The 19,493-nt window shown below is 56.8% G+C and carries 20 protein-coding genes, 1 pseudogene and 1 riboswitch; of the genes and pseudogenes, 13 read left to right on the forward strand and 8 right to left on the reverse strand.

Annotated features, from left to right (window positions below; translation table 11 throughout):
- Window positions 1-191: pseudogene (locus KP708_RS12350) on the forward strand (hypothetical protein); the annotation flags it as partial.
- Window positions 192-220: 29 nt separating this feature from the next.
- Here the strand turns inward: KP708_RS12350 and serB are convergent.
- The gene (serB, locus tag KP708_RS12355; RefSeq protein WP_215749552.1) at window positions 221-1,114 is read right to left on the reverse strand and encodes a phosphoserine phosphatase SerB; all 894 of its coding nucleotides are present in this window, start codon (window positions 1,112-1,114) and stop codon (window positions 221-223) included.
- 42 nt (window positions 1,115-1,156) lie between these two features.
- Between serB and miaA the strand changes: the two genes are divergently transcribed.
- From miaA to speE, 6 genes are all read left to right on the forward strand, one after another.
- Entirely contained in the window at window positions 1,157-2,164 is a 1,008-nt protein-coding gene (miaA, locus tag KP708_RS12360) for a tRNA (adenosine(37)-N6)-dimethylallyltransferase MiaA (RefSeq protein ID WP_215749550.1), read from the forward strand.
- Between the two features lie 9 nt (window positions 2,165-2,173).
- Window positions 2,174-3,970, forward strand: coding sequence for a biosynthetic-type acetolactate synthase large subunit (gene ilvB / locus KP708_RS12365; protein ID WP_215749548.1), 1,797 nt, complete (start codon window positions 2,174-2,176; stop codon window positions 3,968-3,970).
- Window positions 3,970-4,497 (forward strand): acetolactate synthase small subunit, encoded by a 528-nt coding sequence (ilvN, locus tag KP708_RS12370; protein ID WP_215749546.1) that lies wholly within the window; start codon window positions 3,970-3,972, stop codon window positions 4,495-4,497. The genes ilvB and ilvN overlap by 1 nt, the downstream gene beginning before the upstream one ends.
- Window positions 4,497-5,516, forward strand: a complete 1,020-nt coding sequence (gene ilvC / locus KP708_RS12375; RefSeq protein ID WP_046900379.1) for a ketol-acid reductoisomerase — start codon at window positions 4,497-4,499, stop codon at window positions 5,514-5,516. The genes ilvN and ilvC overlap by 1 nt, the downstream gene beginning before the upstream one ends.
- 448 nt (window positions 5,517-5,964) lie before the next feature.
- Window positions 5,965-6,444, forward strand: a complete 480-nt coding sequence (gene speD, locus KP708_RS12380) for an adenosylmethionine decarboxylase (RefSeq protein ID WP_046900378.1) — start codon at window positions 5,965-5,967, stop codon at window positions 6,442-6,444.
- Window positions 6,445-6,516: 72 nt separating this feature from the next.
- On the forward strand, window positions 6,517-7,389 hold the full coding sequence (speE, locus tag KP708_RS12385) for a polyamine aminopropyltransferase (RefSeq protein WP_046900377.1): 873 nt from the start codon (window positions 6,517-6,519) through the stop codon (window positions 7,387-7,389).
- A 35-nt stretch (window positions 7,390-7,424) separates the two neighbouring features.
- Here speE and KP708_RS12390 read toward each other — a convergent pair whose 3' ends face one another.
- The 3 genes from KP708_RS12390 to KP708_RS12400 form a co-directional block, all read right to left on the reverse strand.
- Window positions 7,425-7,862: a MarR family winged helix-turn-helix transcriptional regulator gene (locus KP708_RS12390; protein ID WP_215749544.1), complete on the reverse strand. Its 438-nt coding sequence runs from the start codon at window positions 7,860-7,862 to the stop codon at window positions 7,425-7,427.
- A 131-nt stretch (window positions 7,863-7,993) separates the two neighbouring features.
- Entirely contained in the window at window positions 7,994-8,263 is a 270-nt protein-coding gene (locus KP708_RS12395) for a DUF333 domain-containing protein (protein WP_215749542.1), read from the reverse strand.
- A gap of 1 nt (window position 8,264) precedes the next feature.
- Window positions 8,265-8,567 (reverse strand): putative quinol monooxygenase, encoded by a 303-nt coding sequence (locus tag KP708_RS12400; RefSeq protein WP_211499316.1) that lies wholly within the window; start codon window positions 8,565-8,567, stop codon window positions 8,265-8,267.
- Window positions 8,568-8,665: 98 nt separating this feature from the next.
- Window positions 8,666-8,756: riboswitch (glycine riboswitch) on the forward strand.
- Between the two features lie 137 nt (window positions 8,757-8,893).
- Between KP708_RS12400 and gcvT the strand changes: the two genes are divergently transcribed.
- The 3 genes from gcvT to gcvP all read left to right on the forward strand — a co-directional run bounded on the left by gcvT (window position 8,894) and on the right by gcvP (window position 13,318).
- Entirely contained in the window at window positions 8,894-10,027 is a 1,134-nt protein-coding gene (gcvT, locus tag KP708_RS12405) for a glycine cleavage system aminomethyltransferase GcvT (protein WP_215749540.1), read from the forward strand.
- Between the two features lie 17 nt (window positions 10,028-10,044).
- Complete coding sequence (gene gcvH / locus KP708_RS12410) at window positions 10,045-10,404, forward strand: glycine cleavage system protein GcvH (RefSeq protein ID WP_064275498.1); 360 nt, start codon at window positions 10,045-10,047, stop codon at window positions 10,402-10,404.
- 76 nt (window positions 10,405-10,480) lie between these two features.
- Entirely contained in the window at window positions 10,481-13,318 is a 2,838-nt protein-coding gene (gcvP, locus tag KP708_RS12415) for an aminomethyl-transferring glycine dehydrogenase (protein ID WP_215749538.1), read from the forward strand.
- 61 nt (window positions 13,319-13,379) lie between these two features.
- On the opposite strand, the gene KP708_RS12420 is transcribed toward gcvP, so the two are convergent.
- Window positions 13,380-13,850 (reverse strand): YbaK/EbsC family protein, encoded by a 471-nt coding sequence (locus tag KP708_RS12420; protein WP_064275500.1) that lies wholly within the window; start codon window positions 13,848-13,850, stop codon window positions 13,380-13,382.
- A gap of 157 nt (window positions 13,851-14,007) precedes the next feature.
- Here KP708_RS12420 and KP708_RS15840 point away from each other — a divergent pair, with 157 nt between their 5' ends.
- Together KP708_RS15840 and KP708_RS12430 are read left to right on the forward strand one after the other, a co-directional pair.
- Window positions 14,008-14,319: a putative quinol monooxygenase gene (locus tag KP708_RS15840; protein ID WP_371822682.1), complete on the forward strand. Its 312-nt coding sequence runs from the start codon at window positions 14,008-14,010 to the stop codon at window positions 14,317-14,319.
- An 84-nt stretch (window positions 14,320-14,403) separates the two neighbouring features.
- Window positions 14,404-14,616, forward strand: coding sequence for a heavy-metal-associated domain-containing protein (locus KP708_RS12430; RefSeq protein WP_046900368.1), 213 nt, complete (start codon window positions 14,404-14,406; stop codon window positions 14,614-14,616).
- A gap of 21 nt (window positions 14,617-14,637) precedes the next feature.
- On the opposite strand, the gene KP708_RS12435 is transcribed toward KP708_RS12430, so the two are convergent.
- The 3 genes from KP708_RS12435 to glnA form a co-directional block, all read right to left on the reverse strand.
- The gene (locus KP708_RS12435) at window positions 14,638-15,621 is read right to left on the reverse strand and encodes an MBL fold metallo-hydrolase (protein WP_215749534.1); all 984 of its coding nucleotides are present in this window, start codon (window positions 15,619-15,621) and stop codon (window positions 14,638-14,640) included.
- 29 nt (window positions 15,622-15,650) lie between these two features.
- A complete protein-coding gene (locus KP708_RS12440; RefSeq protein ID WP_064275503.1) occupies window positions 15,651-16,280 on the reverse strand; it encodes a trimeric intracellular cation channel family protein in 630 nt (209 codons plus the stop codon).
- An 84-nt stretch (window positions 16,281-16,364) separates the two neighbouring features.
- The gene (gene glnA / locus KP708_RS12445) at window positions 16,365-17,747 is read right to left on the reverse strand and encodes a type I glutamate--ammonia ligase (RefSeq protein ID WP_215750092.1); all 1,383 of its coding nucleotides are present in this window, start codon (window positions 17,745-17,747) and stop codon (window positions 16,365-16,367) included.
- A gap of 529 nt (window positions 17,748-18,276) precedes the next feature.
- Here glnA and KP708_RS12450 point away from each other — a divergent pair.
- Entirely contained in the window at window positions 18,277-19,440 is a 1,164-nt protein-coding gene (locus KP708_RS12450; RefSeq protein ID WP_215749532.1) for an aminotransferase, read from the forward strand.
- The last annotated feature ends 53 nt before the right edge of the window (window positions 19,441-19,493 follow it).

The following is a 19,493-nucleotide window of genomic DNA, read 5'->3' on the forward strand; positions in this document are numbered from 1 at the left end:
GGGGCGTTGGTGCTGCCCTTGGTGTCGCAGCCGGCATGGCGATCGAAGGTGCTGCCAATTCCTATCCCGGCGGATACTACCCTGGTGGATATCAGGGGGGTGTTCCTGCTGGCGGGTATGCCGTTCCGCAGGGATATTATGGAGCGCCAGCCTATTATGGTGGTGTCCCGCCTTATACCTGGGGGTATTGAGGCGGGAGTATAAGGGCGCGGCCTTTTCGTCAGTCAGTGACGAAATCGGCGGCGCGGTATCCCTGAGCGAACAGATGTGCACGCAGACCTGAAAAATTGATCTGCGTCCCAATCACCTTCTTCACATTCGGTTTTGCGTGGAAGGCTAGGCCTAGCCCAGCGCTGGCCAGCATTGGAATATCGTTCGCACCGTCACCAGTTGTGAGCGCAGCACGAAGTTGAACACCCCGCTCAGTTGTCAGGGCTTCCAGATGAGTCAGCTTTGCATCTGGCCCCAGAACCGGGCCGCCTAGCTTTCCAGTCATCTTGCCATCGACGATTTCAAGAATGTTTCCGTAATTTTCGTCGAAGCCACATAGCTCTGCCACACGTTGTGTGAACCATGTGAAGCCACCTGACACCAGAGCCGTGCGTGCGTTGTGCTTGCGCATGGTCTGCACGAGCTCTTTTGCGCCGTCCGTCAGGGTTACATTCTTCCAGACGTCTTCCAGAACAGACGCTGATTTTCCTGCGAGCAGAGCAACGCGTTGCTCAATGGACGTTTCAAAGTCGATCTCTCCATTCATGGAGGCTCGGGTGATGGTCGCAACCTGCTCGCCTACACCAAGAGCCGCCGCCATTTCATCCAGCGTTTCTCCCGTCACGATAGTGCTGTCCATGTCTGCAACGAGAACAGCTTTGCGGCGGCCACGGGTTTTTAGCAGCAGTGTGTCGACCTGATAGGGGGCCAGCGTTGCGCGGATTGTTGCTGCGCTTGCGGCGCCGGGCCCAGGTGTGGGGCATGGAATATCGACGGCTTCCCCTTCAGACAGAACGATAGGGGCTTTGCCTTTCACCAGAGAGCGGGCGACGTCGATGGCTTCTGGTTTGAGGGGGCCAGCCTTGCGGTCGGCAATGAGTGTCAGAACGGAAGGAAGGGACATAAGCTCTCGTAACGATCCAGCGCGTGTGGCAGGAACAGGGGAATGAACGCCCCAAAGACAGCAATCATTGTGGCTGGCCCGACGTGCTCCGGCAAGTCTGCTCTGGCTCTTGATCTTGCGCGGACCTTCAATGGAACAGTGATCAATGCTGATTCCATGCAGGTTTACCGCGATCTTCATATTCTCACAGCGCGCCCCGATGCCGCGGATGAGGCGGTTGTTCCGCACCGGCTGTATGGTGTTCTGGATGCGGCGACGCCGGGTAGTGTGGCCTGGTGGCGCGAGCAGGCTCTGACCGAAATGGATGCGGCCTGGAGGGCTGGGCGTCTGCCAATTCTGTGCGGCGGTACGGGCATGTATCTCCGCGCTCTCACGGATGGTCTCGTGGAAGTGCCTGACCCGGGGGATAGCGCGCGACAGGAAGCCCGAACGCTGGTGCAGGATATTGGCTCGGCAGCTCTGCATGAGAAGCTGTTGGAGGTAGACCCGGAAACTGCCTCCACGCTGCGCCCGAATGATACGCAGCGTATTTCCAGAGCATGGGAAGTCTGGCGTGGGACGGGGCATGGTCTTGTCTGGTGGCGGGCTCAACCCGGTCTGCCAGCGGCTCCCTGCCGATTTGTTTCCGTTCTTCTTGATCCGCCACGGGAGGAATTGCGGGCGTCTCTTGATGCCCGCTTCAGCCAGATGCTGGAGGCCGGGGCGCTGGATGAAGTGCGTCAACTTGTTGCACGAGGTCTGGATTCTGTATTGCCAGCCATGCGCGCGCATGGGGTTCCTGAGCTTGCTGCGGTGTTGCAGGGTGACGTGACGATCGAGGCTGCGCGACAGGCTGCTGTTCTGGCGACAGGCCGATATACGCGCCGACAGGCGACGTGGTTTCGGCATCATGCCTTGGGATCAGATGGCAATTCGATGGTTTCGTTTCGTAGATACACCCCATTTGCGCAAGAATCGAAAACAGAACACGAAAAAATTGAGAATTTTATATCTGAGCGAGTTGACGAATCCTACAGAACTGTCCTAAATCCCGCGCCTCATACCCCTTAGGAGGATACGGTGACGGCTTCTGCTGAAAGAGACGCAACAACAGGCAACGAGGCGCTGAATGGCGCGGAGGTGCTTCTGCGCGTTCTCGATGAACAGGGCGTAGAGGTAGTCTTTGGCTATCCGGGGGGCGCTGTCCTTCCAATCTACGATGCGCTCTTTAAGCAGGACCGTATCCGCCACATTCTTGTCCGTCATGAGCAGGCTGCCGTTCATGCGGCTGAGGCCTATGCGCGTTCGACGGGCAAGGTTGGTGTTGTTCTGGTGACCTCCGGTCCTGGCGCAACCAATGCCGTGACCGGTCTTGTCGATGCGCTGATGGATTCGATACCGCTGGTCTGCCTGACCGGTCAGGTGCCGACGAAGCTGATCGGCAATGATGCGTTCCAGGAAGCGGACACAACGGGCATTACCCGCCCGGCCACGAAGCACAACTATCTGGTGCGGACGCCGGGCGCTCTGGCCCAGACTGTGCGTGAAGCTTTCGAGGTTGCGCGTTCCGGTCGTCCGGGGCCTGTGCTGGTTGATCTGCCCAAGGACATCACGGTTGGTCAGGCTCCATTAACGGAGCCAGCGCTCTCACGGCTGAAGCGTTTCCGTCGTCAGGGTGGGCCGGATGCCGAGGCGATTGCCCGCACGGTCGAGGCCATGAAGACGGCCAAGCGCCCGCTGTTCTACACGGGCGGTGGTATCATCAATTCCGGTCCGGAAGCGTCTGAGCTGCTGCGTCGTCTGGCGCGCAAGACGGGTTTCCCGGTCACGTCTACTCTGATGGGGCTGGGAGCGTTTCCGTCTCCTGATCCGCAGTTCCTCGGTATGCTGGGCATGCACGGGTCTGTTGAGGCGAACATGGCCACGCATGGCTGTGATCTGCTGATTGCTCTGGGTGCGCGTTTTGATGATCGTGTGACGGGGCGTGTGGACGCGTTTTCGCCGAATTCGTTCAAAGTGCATGCGGATATTGATCCAAGCCAGATCAACAAGATCATCCGTGTGGATGTGCGTCTCGAAGGGGATGTTCGCGATACGCTTCAGGCGCTGCTGGACGCGTGGGACGATGCGCCGACACCTGATCTGAGCACATGGTGGAACCAGATTGCGTCCTGGCGCAGCGTGGATGGCTTCGGCTTCACGCAGGACATGACGCCGTCTGCGGTGATCCGTCCGCAGCATGCCGTTCGTCGCCTGTACGAAATGGCAATGGAAACGGGGCGTGACACGTTTGTGTCCACCGAGGTGGGTCAGCATCAGATGTGGGCGGCCCAGCACTTCCAGTTTGCCAAGCCGAACCGCTGGCTGACTTCCGGTGGTCTAGGTACAATGGGCTACGGTCTGCCGGCTGCTGTGGGCGCGCAGGTTGCGCACCCGGATGCTCTGGTGGTTGATATTGCGGGTGAAGCTTCGACCCTGATGAACATTCAGGAGCTGGGCACGATCGCGCAGTATCGTCTGCCGGTGAAGATCTTCATCCTGAACAACCAGTACATGGGCATGGTGCGTCAGTGGCAGGAACTGCTGCATGGGTCACGCTATTCCCAGTCTTACAGCGAGGCGCTGCCAGACTTCGTAAAGTTGGCGGAAGCGTTCCAGGCAACCGGGATGCGTGCGACCTGCGTGGGTGAGCTGGACGATGTCATCCGCCGGATGCTGGAGCATGACGGCCCTGTCATCGCGGATATCTGCGTGGCGGAAAATGAAAACTGCTACCCGATGATTCCATCGGGCGCGGCTCACAACCAGATGCTGCTTGGCCCGGATCAGGATTCCGCAGCCGCAGGTCTGACCGAAGAAGGGATGATGCTGGTCTGATGACGGAGACAATCCAACATTCGGTCATCTCGGTTCTTATTGAAGACGAGAGTGGCGCACTGGCCCGCGTGGTAGGTCTGTTTTCAGGCCGGGGCTACAACATTGAGAGCCTGACTGTGGCGCTGGTGGATGCCGAGCGCAGCCTGTCACGCATTACGGTTCTGACGTCGGGGACGCCGCAAGTTATTGAGCAGATCAAGGCGCAGCTGAAGCGTCTGATTCCGGTTCATGCGGTTTGTGATCTGACGGAAGAAGGCCCGTATGTGGGCCGTGAGCTTGCTCTTGTGAAAGTCGTTTCCCGTGGCGAGAACCGCACGGAAGGTTTGCGGATTGCAGATTCCTTCCGGGCGCGCCCGGTTGATACGACGGCCACCAGTTTTGTGTTCGAACTGACGGGGTCTCCCTCCAAGATCGACGCTTTTATCGAGTTGATGCGCCCCCTTGGCCTGGCTGAGGTTTCGCGCACGGGGATTGCGGCCATTGGTCGTGGCCCCTTAGTCTTTCACGTTAACGAGGAACATGTCTGATGCGGGTGTATTACGATCGCGATGCCGATCTGAATCTGATCAAGAGCAAGAAAGTCGCGATCATTGGCTACGGCAGCCAGGGTCACGCTCATGCCAACAACCTACGTGACAGCGGCCTGACCGACATCGTCATTGGCCTGCGTCCGACGTCCTCTGCCGTCAAGAAGGCAGAAGAGGCTGGTTTCAAGGTCATGTCCCCGGACGAGGCTGCTGCCTGGGCCGATGTGGTCATGGTTCTGACGCCGGATGAAGGCCAGGGCGCCCTGTACAAGGACAGCCTTGAGAAGAACCTGAAGCAGGGTGCAGCACTTGCATTCGCACATGGTCTGTCCATCCACTTCCGCATCATTGAAGCTCGTCCTGATCTGGACGTGTTCCTGATCGCGCCGAAGGGCCCGGGCCATACGGTTCGTTCCGAATACCAGCGTGGCGGTGGCGTTCCGTCCCTCGTTGCTGTGGCTCAGAATGCTTCTGGCAAGGCTCTGGACATCGCTCTGTCCTACGCTTCGGCAAATGGCGGCGGCCGTGCAGGCATCATCGAGACGAGCTTCAAGGAAGAGGTCGAAACCGATCTGTTCGGCGAGCAGGCTGTTCTGTGTGGCGGTGTTGTTGACCTGATCCGCGCTGGCTTCGAGACGCTGGTTGAAGGTGGCTACGCCCCGGAAATGGCTTACTTCGAGTGCCTGCACGAAATGAAGCTGATCGTGGATCTGATCTACGAAGGCGGCATTTCCAACATGAACTACTCCATCTCCAACACTGCGGAGTATGGTGAGTACGTGACGGGTCCGCGCATCATCACGCCGGAAACGAAGGCTGAGATGAAGCGCGTTCTGACGGACATTCAGGATGGGACGTTCGTTCGTAACTTCATTCTTGAGAACCAGTCCGGCGGCGTTGGCTTCAAGGCCATTCGCGCTCGCAATGACGCTCACCAGATCGAGAAGACCGGTGAGAAGCTGCGTGCGATGATGCCGTGGATTGCCAAGGGCAAGCTGGTCGACAAGGCAAAGAACTGATCCTTCGGGATTAGGGCCCCCTCCAGTCGTTATGGGCTGAGGGGGTATGAAGAACACGTATTGCGAAGCGGGGATTATTTCCGGCTTTGGAATGCGTGTTTTTTTATGTGCTGTGCAGTAGAGGACGACGAATCTCTAGCTACAGGTTAGCGTCCGTTGCTGAGTCAGAAATACCTTAAAGTGAAGGGTGATCCCAAAGGCCTTCCGCTTTTTAGATGTTCTGAGAGCGGTTTTGCCTCGGATTCCCAAATGAAGGTTCTTGTTGGGGACGGCTGACGGCGGTAGTCGGGTCGGCAATGTCGGCCCTGCTTTTTTAGGGAATGTGACATATTCGCGAATCAGGCCAGAAAACCCTTGCATCCGCAGGAAGGGGGCTCTAACTACCGCGCTTCTTGGCCCAAGGGGGCGATTTCGCCCAACAGGCTGTCTACTGGTTTGGGGGTACGTGATGAACGCACTTGCTCAACTGGGGATGGTATCGGAACTCCCGAGAGATATCCAGAACAGCGCTGCTCACTCTGTTGAAGAGGAGCGCAAAGACTATTTTATTGAACGGGATGGCGAACGCTATGCCGGTAATCATCTGCTGATCGATTTCTGGGATGCCCGGAATCTTGATGATCCAGCACGGATTGATGAGACGCTGCGCGAGGGTGCTATTGCAGCCGGTGCAACGATTCTGCACAGCCATTTCCACCACTTCACGCCGAATGGTGGTGTGTCTGGTGTTCTGGTTCTGGCGGAAAGTCACATCTCGATCCACACATGGCCAGAGCGTAATTACGCTGCGGTAGATGTGTTCATGTGCGGCGCCTGTGATCCGAATCTTTCGATTCCGGTCATGCAGCGCCTGTTCCAGGCTGGCCGCATCGAAGTCGATGCCGTACGCCGTGGACGCGTGCAGGACAGGAACGCTAGCGCGGCCTGATTCTCGGATAGGGGCCAGCCGAGCCGGCTGGTCTTTACTCTGCTATTCAATCCCGACAAGGAACCGATGACCATGGCTGAAACATGGATCAACGAGACCCTGTACCCGGACTGGGGACAGCGTTTTCTCGTAACGCGCGAGCTCGCGCGCGTAAAATCTGACTTCCAGGACATTGTTGTCTTTGAAAGCTCCAGCCATGGCCGTGTGCTGGTTCTGGATGGCGTCATTCAGATCACGGAACGCGATGAGTTCGTTTATCAGGAAATGCTGACGCATGTTCCGATGCTGGCGCATCCGTGTGCGAAGCGCGTTCTGATCATTGGTGCGGGTGACGGTGGCGTTCTGCGTCGCGTTCTTGAGCACAAGACCGTTGAAAAAGCCGTTATGGTGGAAATCGATGGTGCTGTGATCGAACTCTCCAAGCAGCACCTGCCGAACATTGCGGGTGATGCCTGGAATGACCCGCGCGCTGAAGTGATTGTCGGTGATGGTATCGACTATGTTGCCAAGGCTGCTGACGGTTCTTTTGACGTCATCATCGTGGACAGCACGGATCCGATCGGCGTGGGTGAAGTTCTGTTTACGGACGAATTTTACAGCAACTGCGCACGTATCCTGTCGGATGAAGGTCTGATCGTGAACCAGTGTGGTGTCCCGTTCATGCAGTCTGATGAACTGTATGAGACGAGCCTGCGTCGTGCGAAATTCTTCCCGCATGTTTCAGCTTATGTTGCCGCTGTCCCGACTTATGTCGGCGGTTTCATGACGCTGGGTATGGCTTCCAAAGGCCAGGCTCCAAATACGCAGACGCTGGAGCAGATTCGCGGACGTGCAGACGCTGCCAAGATTCTCGGCACGACACGCTATTGGACGCCTGAAATTCACGTCGGCTCTTTTAATCTGCCGCCGTATATTGCCGAGCATCTTCCTAAGACGGAGAAGTAAGGCCTGATCCTTCGCTCTTTTAGGAGTGAAGGATTTTAAAGACAGCTTTCGAGGCTGCTGCTCATGCGTTCCAGAAGCGTAATGAGAATGCCTCTTTCCAGCGGAGTGAAGCCTTTGAAGGCTTCCTCGCTGGCCCCTTCCATAATCGGAATAACCTGCTGGCTTTTAGTGAGGCCGACTGCTGAAAGTCGGATCTGACTGACGCGTTTGTCGTCCGGATCGGGTTCGCGTTCGATCAGGCCGTCCCGTTCCATGCGTGCCAGAAGCGTTGCCATGCCTGGTTGCTCAATCCCTGCGAGCTCAGCAAGTACCTTTTGAGTGCGGACTTCGCCTTTTCCAAGGGCAAGGAAAACCGGAATCTGTCCTGCGCGCATTCCGGCGGGTTTCAGTTTCTGTTCCATCAGGCGCGTGAAAAGGCGCCCGGTCTTGCTTGTTAACGAGCCTATGGAGAGGCAAGGGGCCTGATTCTGCATGGGGAACTGCCTTCAGGTGGATAGTGTGGATAACATACATAACATGTTATGTATTTATTTTAAGAAGACTGCTCACATCGTAAAGCGGTTTTCCTGATCTCTTTGGAAATCAGGAAAACGAGAGGAAGCGCTTAGGGCGTAGAGGTATGTGGTAGGGGCTTGCACTGGTGGTCGCGGTACAGGCTCCATTCTTCACAGGTCTGACCGGAGGGGAGGTGGCACATACCAACCTGTCCAGCCGGCTGACTAACAATTTCCAGAGTTCCTCCCTGCTTTGTGCAGGAGACGCTGGCGGGGTTTGCCAGACCTATGAGATGCGGCTTCTGTGGTTGTTCCGCGTTGCATGCAGCCAATAGGAGAAGAGTGGCGGCACAGACGCTGTTTTTGAGCGAGAAGCGCATATCAGGGTGCCGTCCTTGTAAAGAAGCGGACGTTGTTTTCCTTGGCGCCAAGGGTTTTTACAGCCTCTGCGAATTTCTGGAAGTGCGGCGTTTTGAGATGCACATCAAAGGCGGCCTGGTCGCGATAGGTTTCGACAAGCACAATGAGATTCGGATCTTCGTTGGATGTCATCACGTCAAAGCTATGGCAGTCGGGCTCGTCCGCGTTGGAATGCTTGCTGTCATAAGCACACATTTCAAGGAATTTTCCCCGATTTTCTGGGGGAATGGACAATTCTGCAATGACAGTCAGTTCGCCAGCCATGAAAGTTCTCCCGTTCTGGTTACAAAGGTATGCGGCAATCGTAACGCAGAACTAACCGTAACGATTGCGAAGAGATCAGGAAACTGGCAGGATCGGGTTCGACCAATACGGGAGAGACTGGCCTTCAGGGCTGGCGCCGAAGGAGCAACCGCCCCGGAAACTCTCAGGCTAAAGGACCGAGTTGGTCGGTAAATTCTGGAGAGAGGTGCGCCTGACGTACCCGCCGACGGGATAGCGATCTCAGGCAAAAGGACAGAAGGGGCGGCGTTTTCCAGACTTCTGGGTACGTCTGCACCTTCACGTTTTGACTGGGCCGGACCTTTCCCATGACCGACTCTCTTCAGCGTACCCCTCTCTATGCTCTCAATCTGGAACTTGGCGCCAAAATGGTGCCGTTTGCGGGTTATGAGATGCCGCTTCAGTATCCCGCAGGGCTGATGGCCGAGCATTTGCACACGCGTAGCAAGGCGGGGCTTTTTGACGTCTCCCATATGGGACAGATCCGGATTGCTGCTCGCAGTGGTGATGTGCGTGATGCCGCTCTGGCGCTCGAAAGCCTGATTCCGGCTGACTATGCGGGGCTGGCGAAGGGGCGGCAGCGTTACGGATTTCTGACGAATGACGCCGCAGGCATTTTGGATGATCTGATGGTTGCCAACATGGGTGATGATCTGTTCGTTGTGGTGAATGCGTCTTGCAAGGATCAGGATGCGGCACTGATTGAAGCAGCTCTTTCTGACCGTTGTGTTGTGACGCGGCAGTTTGATCGCGCGCTGATGGCGTTGCAGGGGCCGCAGGCTCAGGAGGCTATCGCATCTCTTTGTCCGGCAGCGGTCGATATGCGTTTTATGGACGTGATCGAGACGAAGCTTGCTGGTGTTCCGGTTACGCTGTCGCGTTCGGGTTACACGGGTGAAGACGGGTACGAGATTGGGTGTGCAGCCGCTGATGCGGAGACTGTTGCGCGGGCGTTGCTGGCTCAGCCGCAGGTTCTTCCCATTGGGCTTGGAGCCCGGGATTCGCTTCGTCTGGAAGCGGGGCTTTGCCTGTATGGCAATGATATCGATACGACGACTACGCCGATTGAAGCGTCTCTGGCCTGGGCTATTCAGAAAGCCCGGCGCGAAGGGGGCTCTCGTGAAGGAGGCTATCCGGGCGCCGAAATCGTTCTGCGTCAGGCTCGTGAAGGTGTTAGCCGCAAGCGTGTTGGCCTGATGGCGGAGGGGCGTGCGCCTGTTCGTGCGGGTGCGAAGCTTTTTGCGGATGCGGAAGGCCAGAAAGAGATCGGTCTGGTGACGTCAGGGGCGTTTGGCCCGACGGTCCAGGCGCCAGTGGCGATGGGATATGTCGCAACAGATTACGCGGGGAATGACACGGCACTGTTTGCCGAACTGCGTGGAAAATTCGTTCCGGTTCATGTTCGGGCGATGCCGTTCGTGGCGCCCGGTTTCAAGCGTTAAGCCAAGGAAAAGCAGCGATGACGACTTATTATACCAAATCGCATGAATGGATCCGTCTGGACGGGGAAGAAGCGACTGTAGGCATTACGGCTCATGCTTCTGAAGAGCTGGGCGAACTGGTGTTCGTGGAAGCCAAGGACGAGGGCACGGACGTGGCGGCGGGCGATGCCGCCGCAGTTGTGGAATCCGTTAAGGCGGCGTCTGACATTTATGCTCCGGTTGCCGGTGTGCTGTCGGGTTTCAACACGAAGCTTTCTGATGAGCCGACGCTGGTTGGTAATGACCCGGAAGGTGAGGGCTGGATCTTCAAGATGAAGGTTTCTAACCCGGAAGACGTGACGTCCCTTCTGACGGCAGAGCAGTACAAGAGCCTCTGACGTTCTGTGATGGGTCTGGCTTTTGCCGGGCCCATTTTTCTTTCCCTGCCCATCAAGACTTCCAGAGAACGATACCGTGACGATCCTGTGGCCTGAACAGACCGAAGACTTCAGCTCCCGCCATATTGGCCCACGCTCATCTGAAATTACGGAGATGTTGCAGACGATCGGGGCGTCCAGCCTTGAGGATCTGATTGACCGGACGGTTCCGAAAGCCATTCTTGATCGTGGCGATCATGGGATTGGTGAGGCACTGACGGAGCAGCAGGCTCTGGCGCGTCTGCGGGAGATTGCGTCCCGGAACCGTGTTCTGACGTCCATGATCGGGCAGGGATATTACGACACGGTTCTGCCGCCGGTTATTCAGCGCAATATTCTGGAAAATCCGGCCTGGTATACGGCTTACACGCCATATCAGCCGGAAATCAGTCAGGGCCGCCTTGAGGCGCTTCTGAACTTCCAGACGCTTGTGGCGGATCTGACGGGGCTCGATATTGCCAATGCGTCCCTGCTGGATGAGGGCACGGCCTGTGCCGAGGCGATGGCGCTGGCCAAGCGTGTCTGCAAGTCCAAGTCCGACCGCTTCTTTGTAGATGCCGACACGCACCCGCAGACGCTGGCTGTTCTAAAAACGCGGGCCGAGCCTCTTGGCTGGGAGATTGTGGTGGGCGATCCGGCGACGGATCTGGATGCGGCGTCTGTGTTTGGTGCACTGCTGTCCTATCCGGGGTCGTCCGGTGCTGTGCGTGATCCGCGCGGTGTAATTGAGGCTGTTCATGCTCAGGGCGGTATTGTTGCCGTGACCTGTGATCCGCTGGCTCTTGTGATGCTGGAAAGCCCTGGGGCTCTGGGCGCGGACATCGCTATCGGGTCCATGCAGCGTTATGGCGTGCCGATGGGTGGTGGTGGCCCGCATGCCGGGTTCATGGCGACGAAGGATGCTTACAAGCGGCACATGCCGGGTCGTCTGGTCGGTGTGTCCCGTGATAGCGCAGGGCGCCCGGCTTATCGCTTGGCCTTGCAAACACGGGAGCAGCATATCCGCCGCGAGAAGGCGACGTCTAACATCTGCACGGCGCAGGTGCTGCTTGCGGTCATTGCGTCCATGTATGCTGTGTATCATGGGCCGGAAGGGCTGAAGGCGATTGCGGGTCGCACGCATCGTCTGACGGCTATTCTGGCTGCGGGCCTGAAGGCCTTGGGTGTGACCGTTGAGACGGAAACGTTCTTCGACACGCTGACAGTTCAGGCTGGTTCCGAGGTGCAAGATGTCATTGCTAAGGCTTTAGCCGCCGGGATCAATCTGCGTGATGCGGGCGAAGGACGGATTGGTCTGTCCTGTGATGAAACGACGACGCCTGAGACCGTTCGGGCGGTGTGGCAGTGCTTCGGGGCGGATGAGGCTCGTGTTGCGGTTCTGGAGCGGGAGCTTTCCGTGGAGGAAGCTCTACCGCAAGCGCTGTTCCGTCAGGCGGCTTTGCTGACGCATCCCGTGTTTCAGGTTCATCGTTCAGAGACGGATCTGCTGCGGTATATGCGGTCTCTGTCTGACAAGGATCTGGCGCTGGATCGGACGATGATTCCGCTGGGCTCCTGCACGATGAAGCTCAATGCGACGGCGGAAATGATTCCCATCACCTGGCCTGAATTTGGACGGATTCATCCGTTTGCGCCGAAGGATCAGCAGGCTGGATATGCGGAACTGTTCGCATATCTGGAGCGGACGCTGTGTGCGATTTCTGGCTACGATGCTGTGTCGCTCCAGCCAAATTCTGGCGCGCAGGGTGAGTTTGCAGGCCTTCTGGCGATCCGTGGGTATCATCAGGCGCGTGGGGATATGAATCGGGATGTGTGCCTGATTCCGGCGTCCGCGCATGGGACAAACCCAGCTTCTGCCCACATGGTGGGGATGCGGGTTGTTGTCGTGGCCTGTGACAGCAATGGCAATGTTGATGTGGAGGATCTGAAGGCGAAGATTGCGCAGCATGACGGACGTGTGGCGGCCATCATGATTACCTATCCGTCCACGCATGGTGTGTTTGAGGAACGGATTGTCGAGATCTGTGATCTTGTGCATGCGGCTGGGGGGCAGGTTTATCTGGATGGTGCGAACCTGAATGCGCAGGTCGGTCTGGCGCGGCCGGGTCTGTACGGGGCTGATGTTTCGCATTTCAATCTGCACAAGACGTTCTGCATTCCGCATGGCGGTGGTGGACCGGGCATGGGGCCGATTGGTGTGGGCAGCCATCTGGCGCCGTATCTGCCGGGACAGAACGGAGTTGCCGTTTCTGCTGCGCCGTATGGTTCAGCGTCCATTCTGCCGATCTCTGCCGCCTATATCATGATGATGGGGGATGAGGGACTGCGCCGGGCGACGGAAGTGGCCATTTTGAATGCGAACTACATCGCGGCGCGTCTGGAAGCGCATTACCCGGTGCTGTATCGGGGTAGCAACGGCTTTACGGCGCATGAGTGCATTGTTGACCTGCGGCCGATCAAGGATGCGGTTGGTGTAACGGTGGACGACATTGCCAAGCGTCTGATTGATCACGGGTTCCATGCGCCGACGGTCAGTTTCCCCGTGGCGGGGACGTTCATGATCGAGCCGACAGAGTCCGAGGGGAAGGTCGAGCTGGATCGGTTCTGCGATGCGATGATCGCCATTCGGGCCGAAATTGCAGATGTGGAAGCAGGGGCAGTTTCCGTAGAGGATAGCCCGCTACGGTTTGCGCCTCATACGACGGCTGACTTGGCCGGTGAGTGGGGTCGCCCCTATGGGCGGGAGAAGGGCTGTTTCCCGGGTGGGGTTAACACGTCCAAGTACTGGTCGCCTGTCGGACGGCTGGATAACGCGTGGGGCGACCGGAATCTGGTGTGTTCGTGCCCGGATATTTCGACTTACGCAGACGCGTAATATTAGTCTGTTTTGTGAGTAAAAAAGGCGCCCTCAAAAGGGGCGCCTTTTTTATTGTCTATCAGGATGTGACGGTGACCCATTGTGCAGACGTCAGTTCTGCCAGACGCGCCGGGGTGAGCATGACGGAGGCATTGGTGGCACCTGCAGCAGGGATCACGATGTTAAATGCGCGAAGAGACTCATCGCAATAAACGGGAAGTGGCTTTGATAGTCCAAAGGGGCAAACGCCGCCGGGCGGATGGCTTGTAAGTGCCAGTACTTCTTCTCCGTTAAGGAAGCGGGGACGCCCTCCCAGAGCGTCTTTTGTCAGACGATTATCCAGACGTTTGGTTCCTGCCATGACAATCAGGGCAATTTTAGCCTGTGGCCCTGACCCGACCTTCACGCCGAGTGTTTTGGCAATCTGGTCGGGTTCGACATTGTGTGTGGCAGCAGCCTCTTCAACGGTAGCCGTGGAACGCTCCGTCACGATGATGGAGAGATCAGGCGCGCGCTGGGCGAGATCAGTCCTTACGCTTTCAAGACTCATGAATAGGTGCCTCCGGAAACTTCAGGAAGATGTTTCATGTGAAACATGGGGGAGATTTCAGAAAACGTATCTTGTAGAAATGGCAGCGCACAGGGGCGAGGGCCATCAGTTTACCGATGGGAACCAGCTCCTGTACTTTTTTTGTGAGGAAAACATCGTGAGTCATGCTGCCTGTGTTGTCGCCATTCTGACTGTATCGTCTGACCAGGCACGAGAACTGGAGCTGGAACTGGTACGCTGTATTGTTGCATCACGTGTGGAAGAAGGCTGCCAGCGTTACGTAATCAGCCGCGATCAGGACCATGCAGGACGCTTCACGGCCGAGGAGCGCTGGGCTTCGACTGAGGCTTTCGAGCAGCATCTGGAGACGCCGCATTTCCGGTCTCTTGCCGCATTGCTGGATCGTCTGGACGTTTCGGTGCAGTTGATGAAGGTGACGCCGCTTGATGAAATCAGTGATGCGATCTGAAAGCTGTTTCAATTCCAGCGGGAATATGTCTCTTCTGATGTGTCGCTGTTGGGGCGGCAAACCATGCACGAAGGAGAGACACCCATGACAGCAACCGTAACATTTCAGGTCGAAGGCATGTCCTGCACAGGGTGTTCAGGCAAGCTCCAGAAAGCCCTTGAAGCTGTTCCTGGCGTTTCTGCTGCGGATGTAACCCTGGAGCCAGCACAGGCTGTCATTCAGTATGACGATGCCAAGGTTTCTACGGCAGCGCTGAAAGAGACAGTGGAAGACGTTGGCTTTGACGTCGTTGGCTGACTGAGAGATTGCCTTTGGCGGTCAGAGCCTGAGGTGCAGGCTCTGAGCTGCCATAATGAAGTGGACGCCTGTTGTATTGCCCGCTTCCAGTTCTGCATGAATGCGCAGAACGGGATCTTGCTGGCGTTTGAGTGTCGGTTTGACGTGCGTAATTACGACGGGCAGATTTTTGAGCGAAACGCCTGCGATCTGCTGAAGGTCTTCCAGTTCTGCCTCTACCCAGTGCGGCGTCAGATGCCCGTACAGGTGGCTATCGGAAATGGAGTTGTCATAAGAGCACTCTATCATGATGGCATGGAGATGTTTCTGACGCACAAGGGGCGCGACAGCCTGCCAGAGACGATGCAGGTGATCTGAGTGCTGTGGGGCGTCTGGCCCGGTATCTCCGAGATAGAGCAGGGCGTCTTGGCCGTTTGTGAGCAGAAATGCTGTTGATTCCACACCGCCGTGGTTCAATGGATAGGCCTGAACCTGCAAAGATGTTCCACTAATGGGGGTGGGCTTTTCGGGTGTTAGATCGTCATAGCGGTATGTGCCGAGCCGGGGTTTGACGCCTTGGTCGCCCATGTTGGGCCAAATCTGCCAGTTGAAGATATGGTCTGCGAGAATGGCATTGACGGATGCGAGAGCCATGATCGGTTTGGGTGTGTCATCCGGGGAGATGGCGACCAGACCGGCAATATGATCCAGATGAGCATGGCTGATCAGATAGGCCGCAATGGTCGTGTGAAGAATTTCCCCTTCCGGTGTCAGTGTTGCAGAATTGAGGGAAAGGGTTTTGAACGCACCCGCTTTTACGGCGTCTTTCAGGCCATGTAGAACTGTTCCCGCATCGCAGAGAACGCCTTTGTCAGAACCTTGAGGCCGGATCAGGTAGGCGCTTAACGTTCCGTCATCCAGGCCCCCGGCGGCTCCCAGTACGACGATATCAAAATCTGAGGCCTGCGCTATGGAGCCACAAAGAAGCAGAGGGAGAAATCCCTTCAGGACGGGGGCGATGCGCATGAGCGGGCGTTCTTTTCCGTGAGGAGGGGCTATTTTCGATAATGCGGCAGCGACAGTCCCTTGAGAAGGGCAAGTGCGCGAAGGGCAAACCCTGCGAAAATGGCGATGGCAGCCGCCAGTGTGGTGTCACACCCTGCTTTTGTCAGGAGGACATAGCTGCATGATGAGAGGGCAACAGCCGTAACATACAGCTCTGGACGAATGATGATGGATGGGACGCCAGCTAGCACATCGCGAAAAATGCCTCCCATGCAGGCACTGACAATTCCCATCAGAGCGGCTGGAACAGGTGGGATGCCATAGGCAATGGCTTTGGCTGCGCCATACACGCCATAAGCCGCAATCCCCATTCCGTCGAACCAGTCTACGGCGCGCTCGGACCAAAGCCTACCTGGCGTGAACCAGACGAGCAAAGCGCAGACCATGCAGACAGTGATGCCAGTGGAGTTATGCATCCATGAGACAGGTGCACCAATCAGCAGATCGCGCACGGTTCCACCGCCGACACCTGTAATGGCGGCAAAGAACATGAAGGTCAGGATTGTCAGGCGTTCCCGTGCGGCGGCGAGGGCTCCTGAAACGGCAAAGACGGCCGTTCCGGCAATATCCAGAATGGGCAAGACAGAAGTTGAGAAAGCCTCGAAAGCGGGATGCATCATGACGGGTGCCGTAACAGGGAACGCGGGTACGAAAAAGCCCGGCGCAAAGGCCGGGCTTCTCCGTTTTGCAGAAGTCTGCTCGGATTAGACCGAGTAGTACATCTCGAACTCGACCGGGTGCGGTGTGTGTTCGAACTTGTAGACTTCAGGCCACTTGATGTCGATGTAGCTCTCGATCTGGTCCTTGGTGAAAACGCCGCCTTCGAGAAGGAATGCGTGATCTTCCTGGAGAGCTTCGAGGGCTTCACGGAGCGAACCGCAGACCGTCGGGATCTGAGCCAGTTCTTCCTTCGGCAGCTCGTACAGATCCTTGTCCATGGCGTCGCCAGGGTGGATCTTGTTGCGGATGCCATCAAGGCCGGCCATCAGCATGGCTGCAAACGCGAGATATGGGTTTGCCATCGGGTCCGGGAAGCGGACCTCAACGCGCTTTGCCTTCGGGTTCGTGGCGTGCGGGATACGACACGAAGCTGAACGGTTGGCAGCGGAGTAAGCCAGCAGCACGGGCGCTTCAAAGCCCGGGATCAGGCGCTTGTAGGAGTTGGTGGACGGGTTCGTGAACGCGTTCAGAGCCTTGGCGTGCTTGATGATGCCGCCAATGTAGAACAGTGCGTCTTCGGACAGGTCCGCATACTTGTTGCCAGCGAAGGTTGGCTTGCCGTCTTTCCAGATGGACTGGTGAACGTGCATGCCGGAACCGTTGTCGCCCGAGATCGGCTTCGGCATGAACGTGGCCGTTTTGCCGTAGGAGTGGGCGACGTTGTGCACGCAGTACTTGTAGATCTGCATGAAGTCAGCAGACTTCACGAGTGTGTCGAACTTTGTGCCAAGCTCGTGCTGGGACTGTGCAACTTCGTGATGGTGCTTCTCGATCGGAAGACCCATTTCGCCCATCGTTGAGAGCATTTCGGCGCGGAGGTCATGCTCGCTGTCCACTGGCGGGACCGGGAAGTAACCACCCTTGACGACAGGGCGATGGCCCATGTTGCCTTCAGGGTAGGCTTTCAGAGATGCGCCTGGGCCTTCGATGCTGTCGAGCTGGTACGTGCCGAAGTTCGGGCCGGTGCCGAACTGGACGTTGTCGAAGATGAAGAATTCAGCTTCCGGACCGAAGAAAGCGGTATCCCCGAAGCCGGCTTCCTTCAGATAGGCTTCTGCAAGCTTGGCCGTGGAGCGGGGATCACGATTGTAGAAGTTGCCTGTCTTGGGATCAATAATGTCACAGAACAGGATCAGCTGCGGCTTTGCGGAGAACGGGTCCATGACGGCCGTTTCCGGATCTGGCAGCAGGACCATGTCAGACTCGTTGATCGCTTTCCAGCCCTGGATGGACGAGCCATCGAACATGAAGCCTTCAACGAACGTGTCGTCTTCAATGGTGGAGACCGTCTGGGTCGTGTGGTGCCACTTGCCCTTGGGATCGGTGAAACGCAGATCGACGAACTCAGCCGCATGTTCCTGGATCATCTCGAAAACGCGGGCAACGGCCTCGGGCTTCGGTGCTGGTGGCTTGCCAGCTGCGGCGGTTGTCTTGGGGGAAGCGGCCTTGGCGGAAGCGCGGCGTGGAGCTGCAGCTTTCGGTTTGGCGGTGGAGGAAGTAGGGGCTTTTCTGGCCATCGATCTGTCGCCTTGCATCGTGTGAACGGCTTCAAAACGATTACGGGACAATTTCCCATCTGTCGAGTACGACATACACCTTCATTTCATCATCAATTGAAGAAAGAAAGTGTCTCAAAATGGCACTTGGCCTGATTGGACACGTTTTTCTGGCCGATCAGGGATGGCGAAGCTCTGACTGGCCGGGGTGTTGTCCGATCGGGAAAATTTTATTGATCGGGAATTCCATAGTTACTGTGCGGGTACTGATTCCAAAAAGACGTTTGTTTGACTGAGATCGTGAGGTGAGAACCAAAGCGCAGGGAATGGCTTTTCAGGACGTGCGGGTCCTGCAATGGTGAAGTCTCTCTTCCGTTCCATGTCTTAAAAGCGCTGGTCCATGAAAACGCCCAATACCTATCTGTCTTCGCTGCCCACGACCGTTTTCACGATTATGTCTCAGCTTGCTGCCAAGTATGATGCAATCAATCTGGGGCAGGGCTTTCCGGACACTGAAGGCCCGGCGGATATTATCAACGTCGCGGCTGAGGCGCTGAAGGATAATAGAAACCAGTATGCGCCGCTAACGGGGTTGCCGGAGTTGCGGCAGGCTGTCGCTGAATCGAACCGGCGTTTTTATGGGCTTGAGATTGATCCGGCGACAGAAGTCGTTGTGACGTCTGGAGCAACGGAGGCTCTGGCAGCCTGCCTGATGGCTGTTGTGGAAGCTGGTGATGAAGTGGTTCTGATCGAACCTCTCTATGATACCTATCTTCCCATGCTCAAGATGATAGGCGCGGTTCCCAAGTGCGTCCGTCTTCAGCCGCCACACTGGAAGCTTCCTGAAGAAGAGCTGCGTGCAGCCTTTGGCCCCAAAACAAAGGCCATGATCCTGAACTCTCCGATGAACCCTGCGGGGAAGGTCTTTTCACAGACTGAACTTGAGCTGATTGCAGGATTGGTGAAGGAACATGATGCGTATGTGATCTGTGACGAAGTTTACGAACATCTGACGTTTCACGTGAAACACATTCCCCTCATGACGCTTCCTGACATGCGGGAGCGCTGCATGCGTATTGGGAGCGCAGGCAAGAGCTTCTCTCTGACGGGATGGAAAGTCGGGTATGTCACGGCTCCTGCGGCTCTGGCGTCTGTGGTTGCCAAGGCTCATCAGGTGCTGGTGTTTGCCACGGCTCCTAATCTTCAGCGCGCTGTGGCGCATGGTCTGAATAAGGACGACAGCTACTACAAAAGTTTGTCCGCTGACCTGGAATTGCGCAGAGACATTCTTGTGGAAGGATTGCATCGCCTCGGTTTTGAGACACTTCCCGCAGATGGAAGCTATTTTGTCGTGGCGGATACGTCACGTCATGCTCAGGGGCGAACGGATGTGGAATTTGCCGAATGGCTGGTTGAGCATGCAGGCGTGGCAACAATCCCGGTCTCTGCCTTTTATGACCCGGAGGGCGCTGAACCGCCACGCAACATGATCCGCTTTGCATTCTGCAAGAAGCCGGAAATTCTTCAGGAAGCCCTGCGTCGCCTAGAAAAAGCACTCACCTGAAGGCGGCCTCTTTCAATTCGCGTGCTATGACCCATTTCTAGTTCTTCACCATC

It is taken from the genome of Gluconobacter sp. P5H9_a (genome assembly GCF_018812085.1).
In the GTDB taxonomy this organism is placed as follows: Bacteria; Pseudomonadota; Alphaproteobacteria; order Acetobacterales; family Acetobacteraceae; genus Gluconobacter.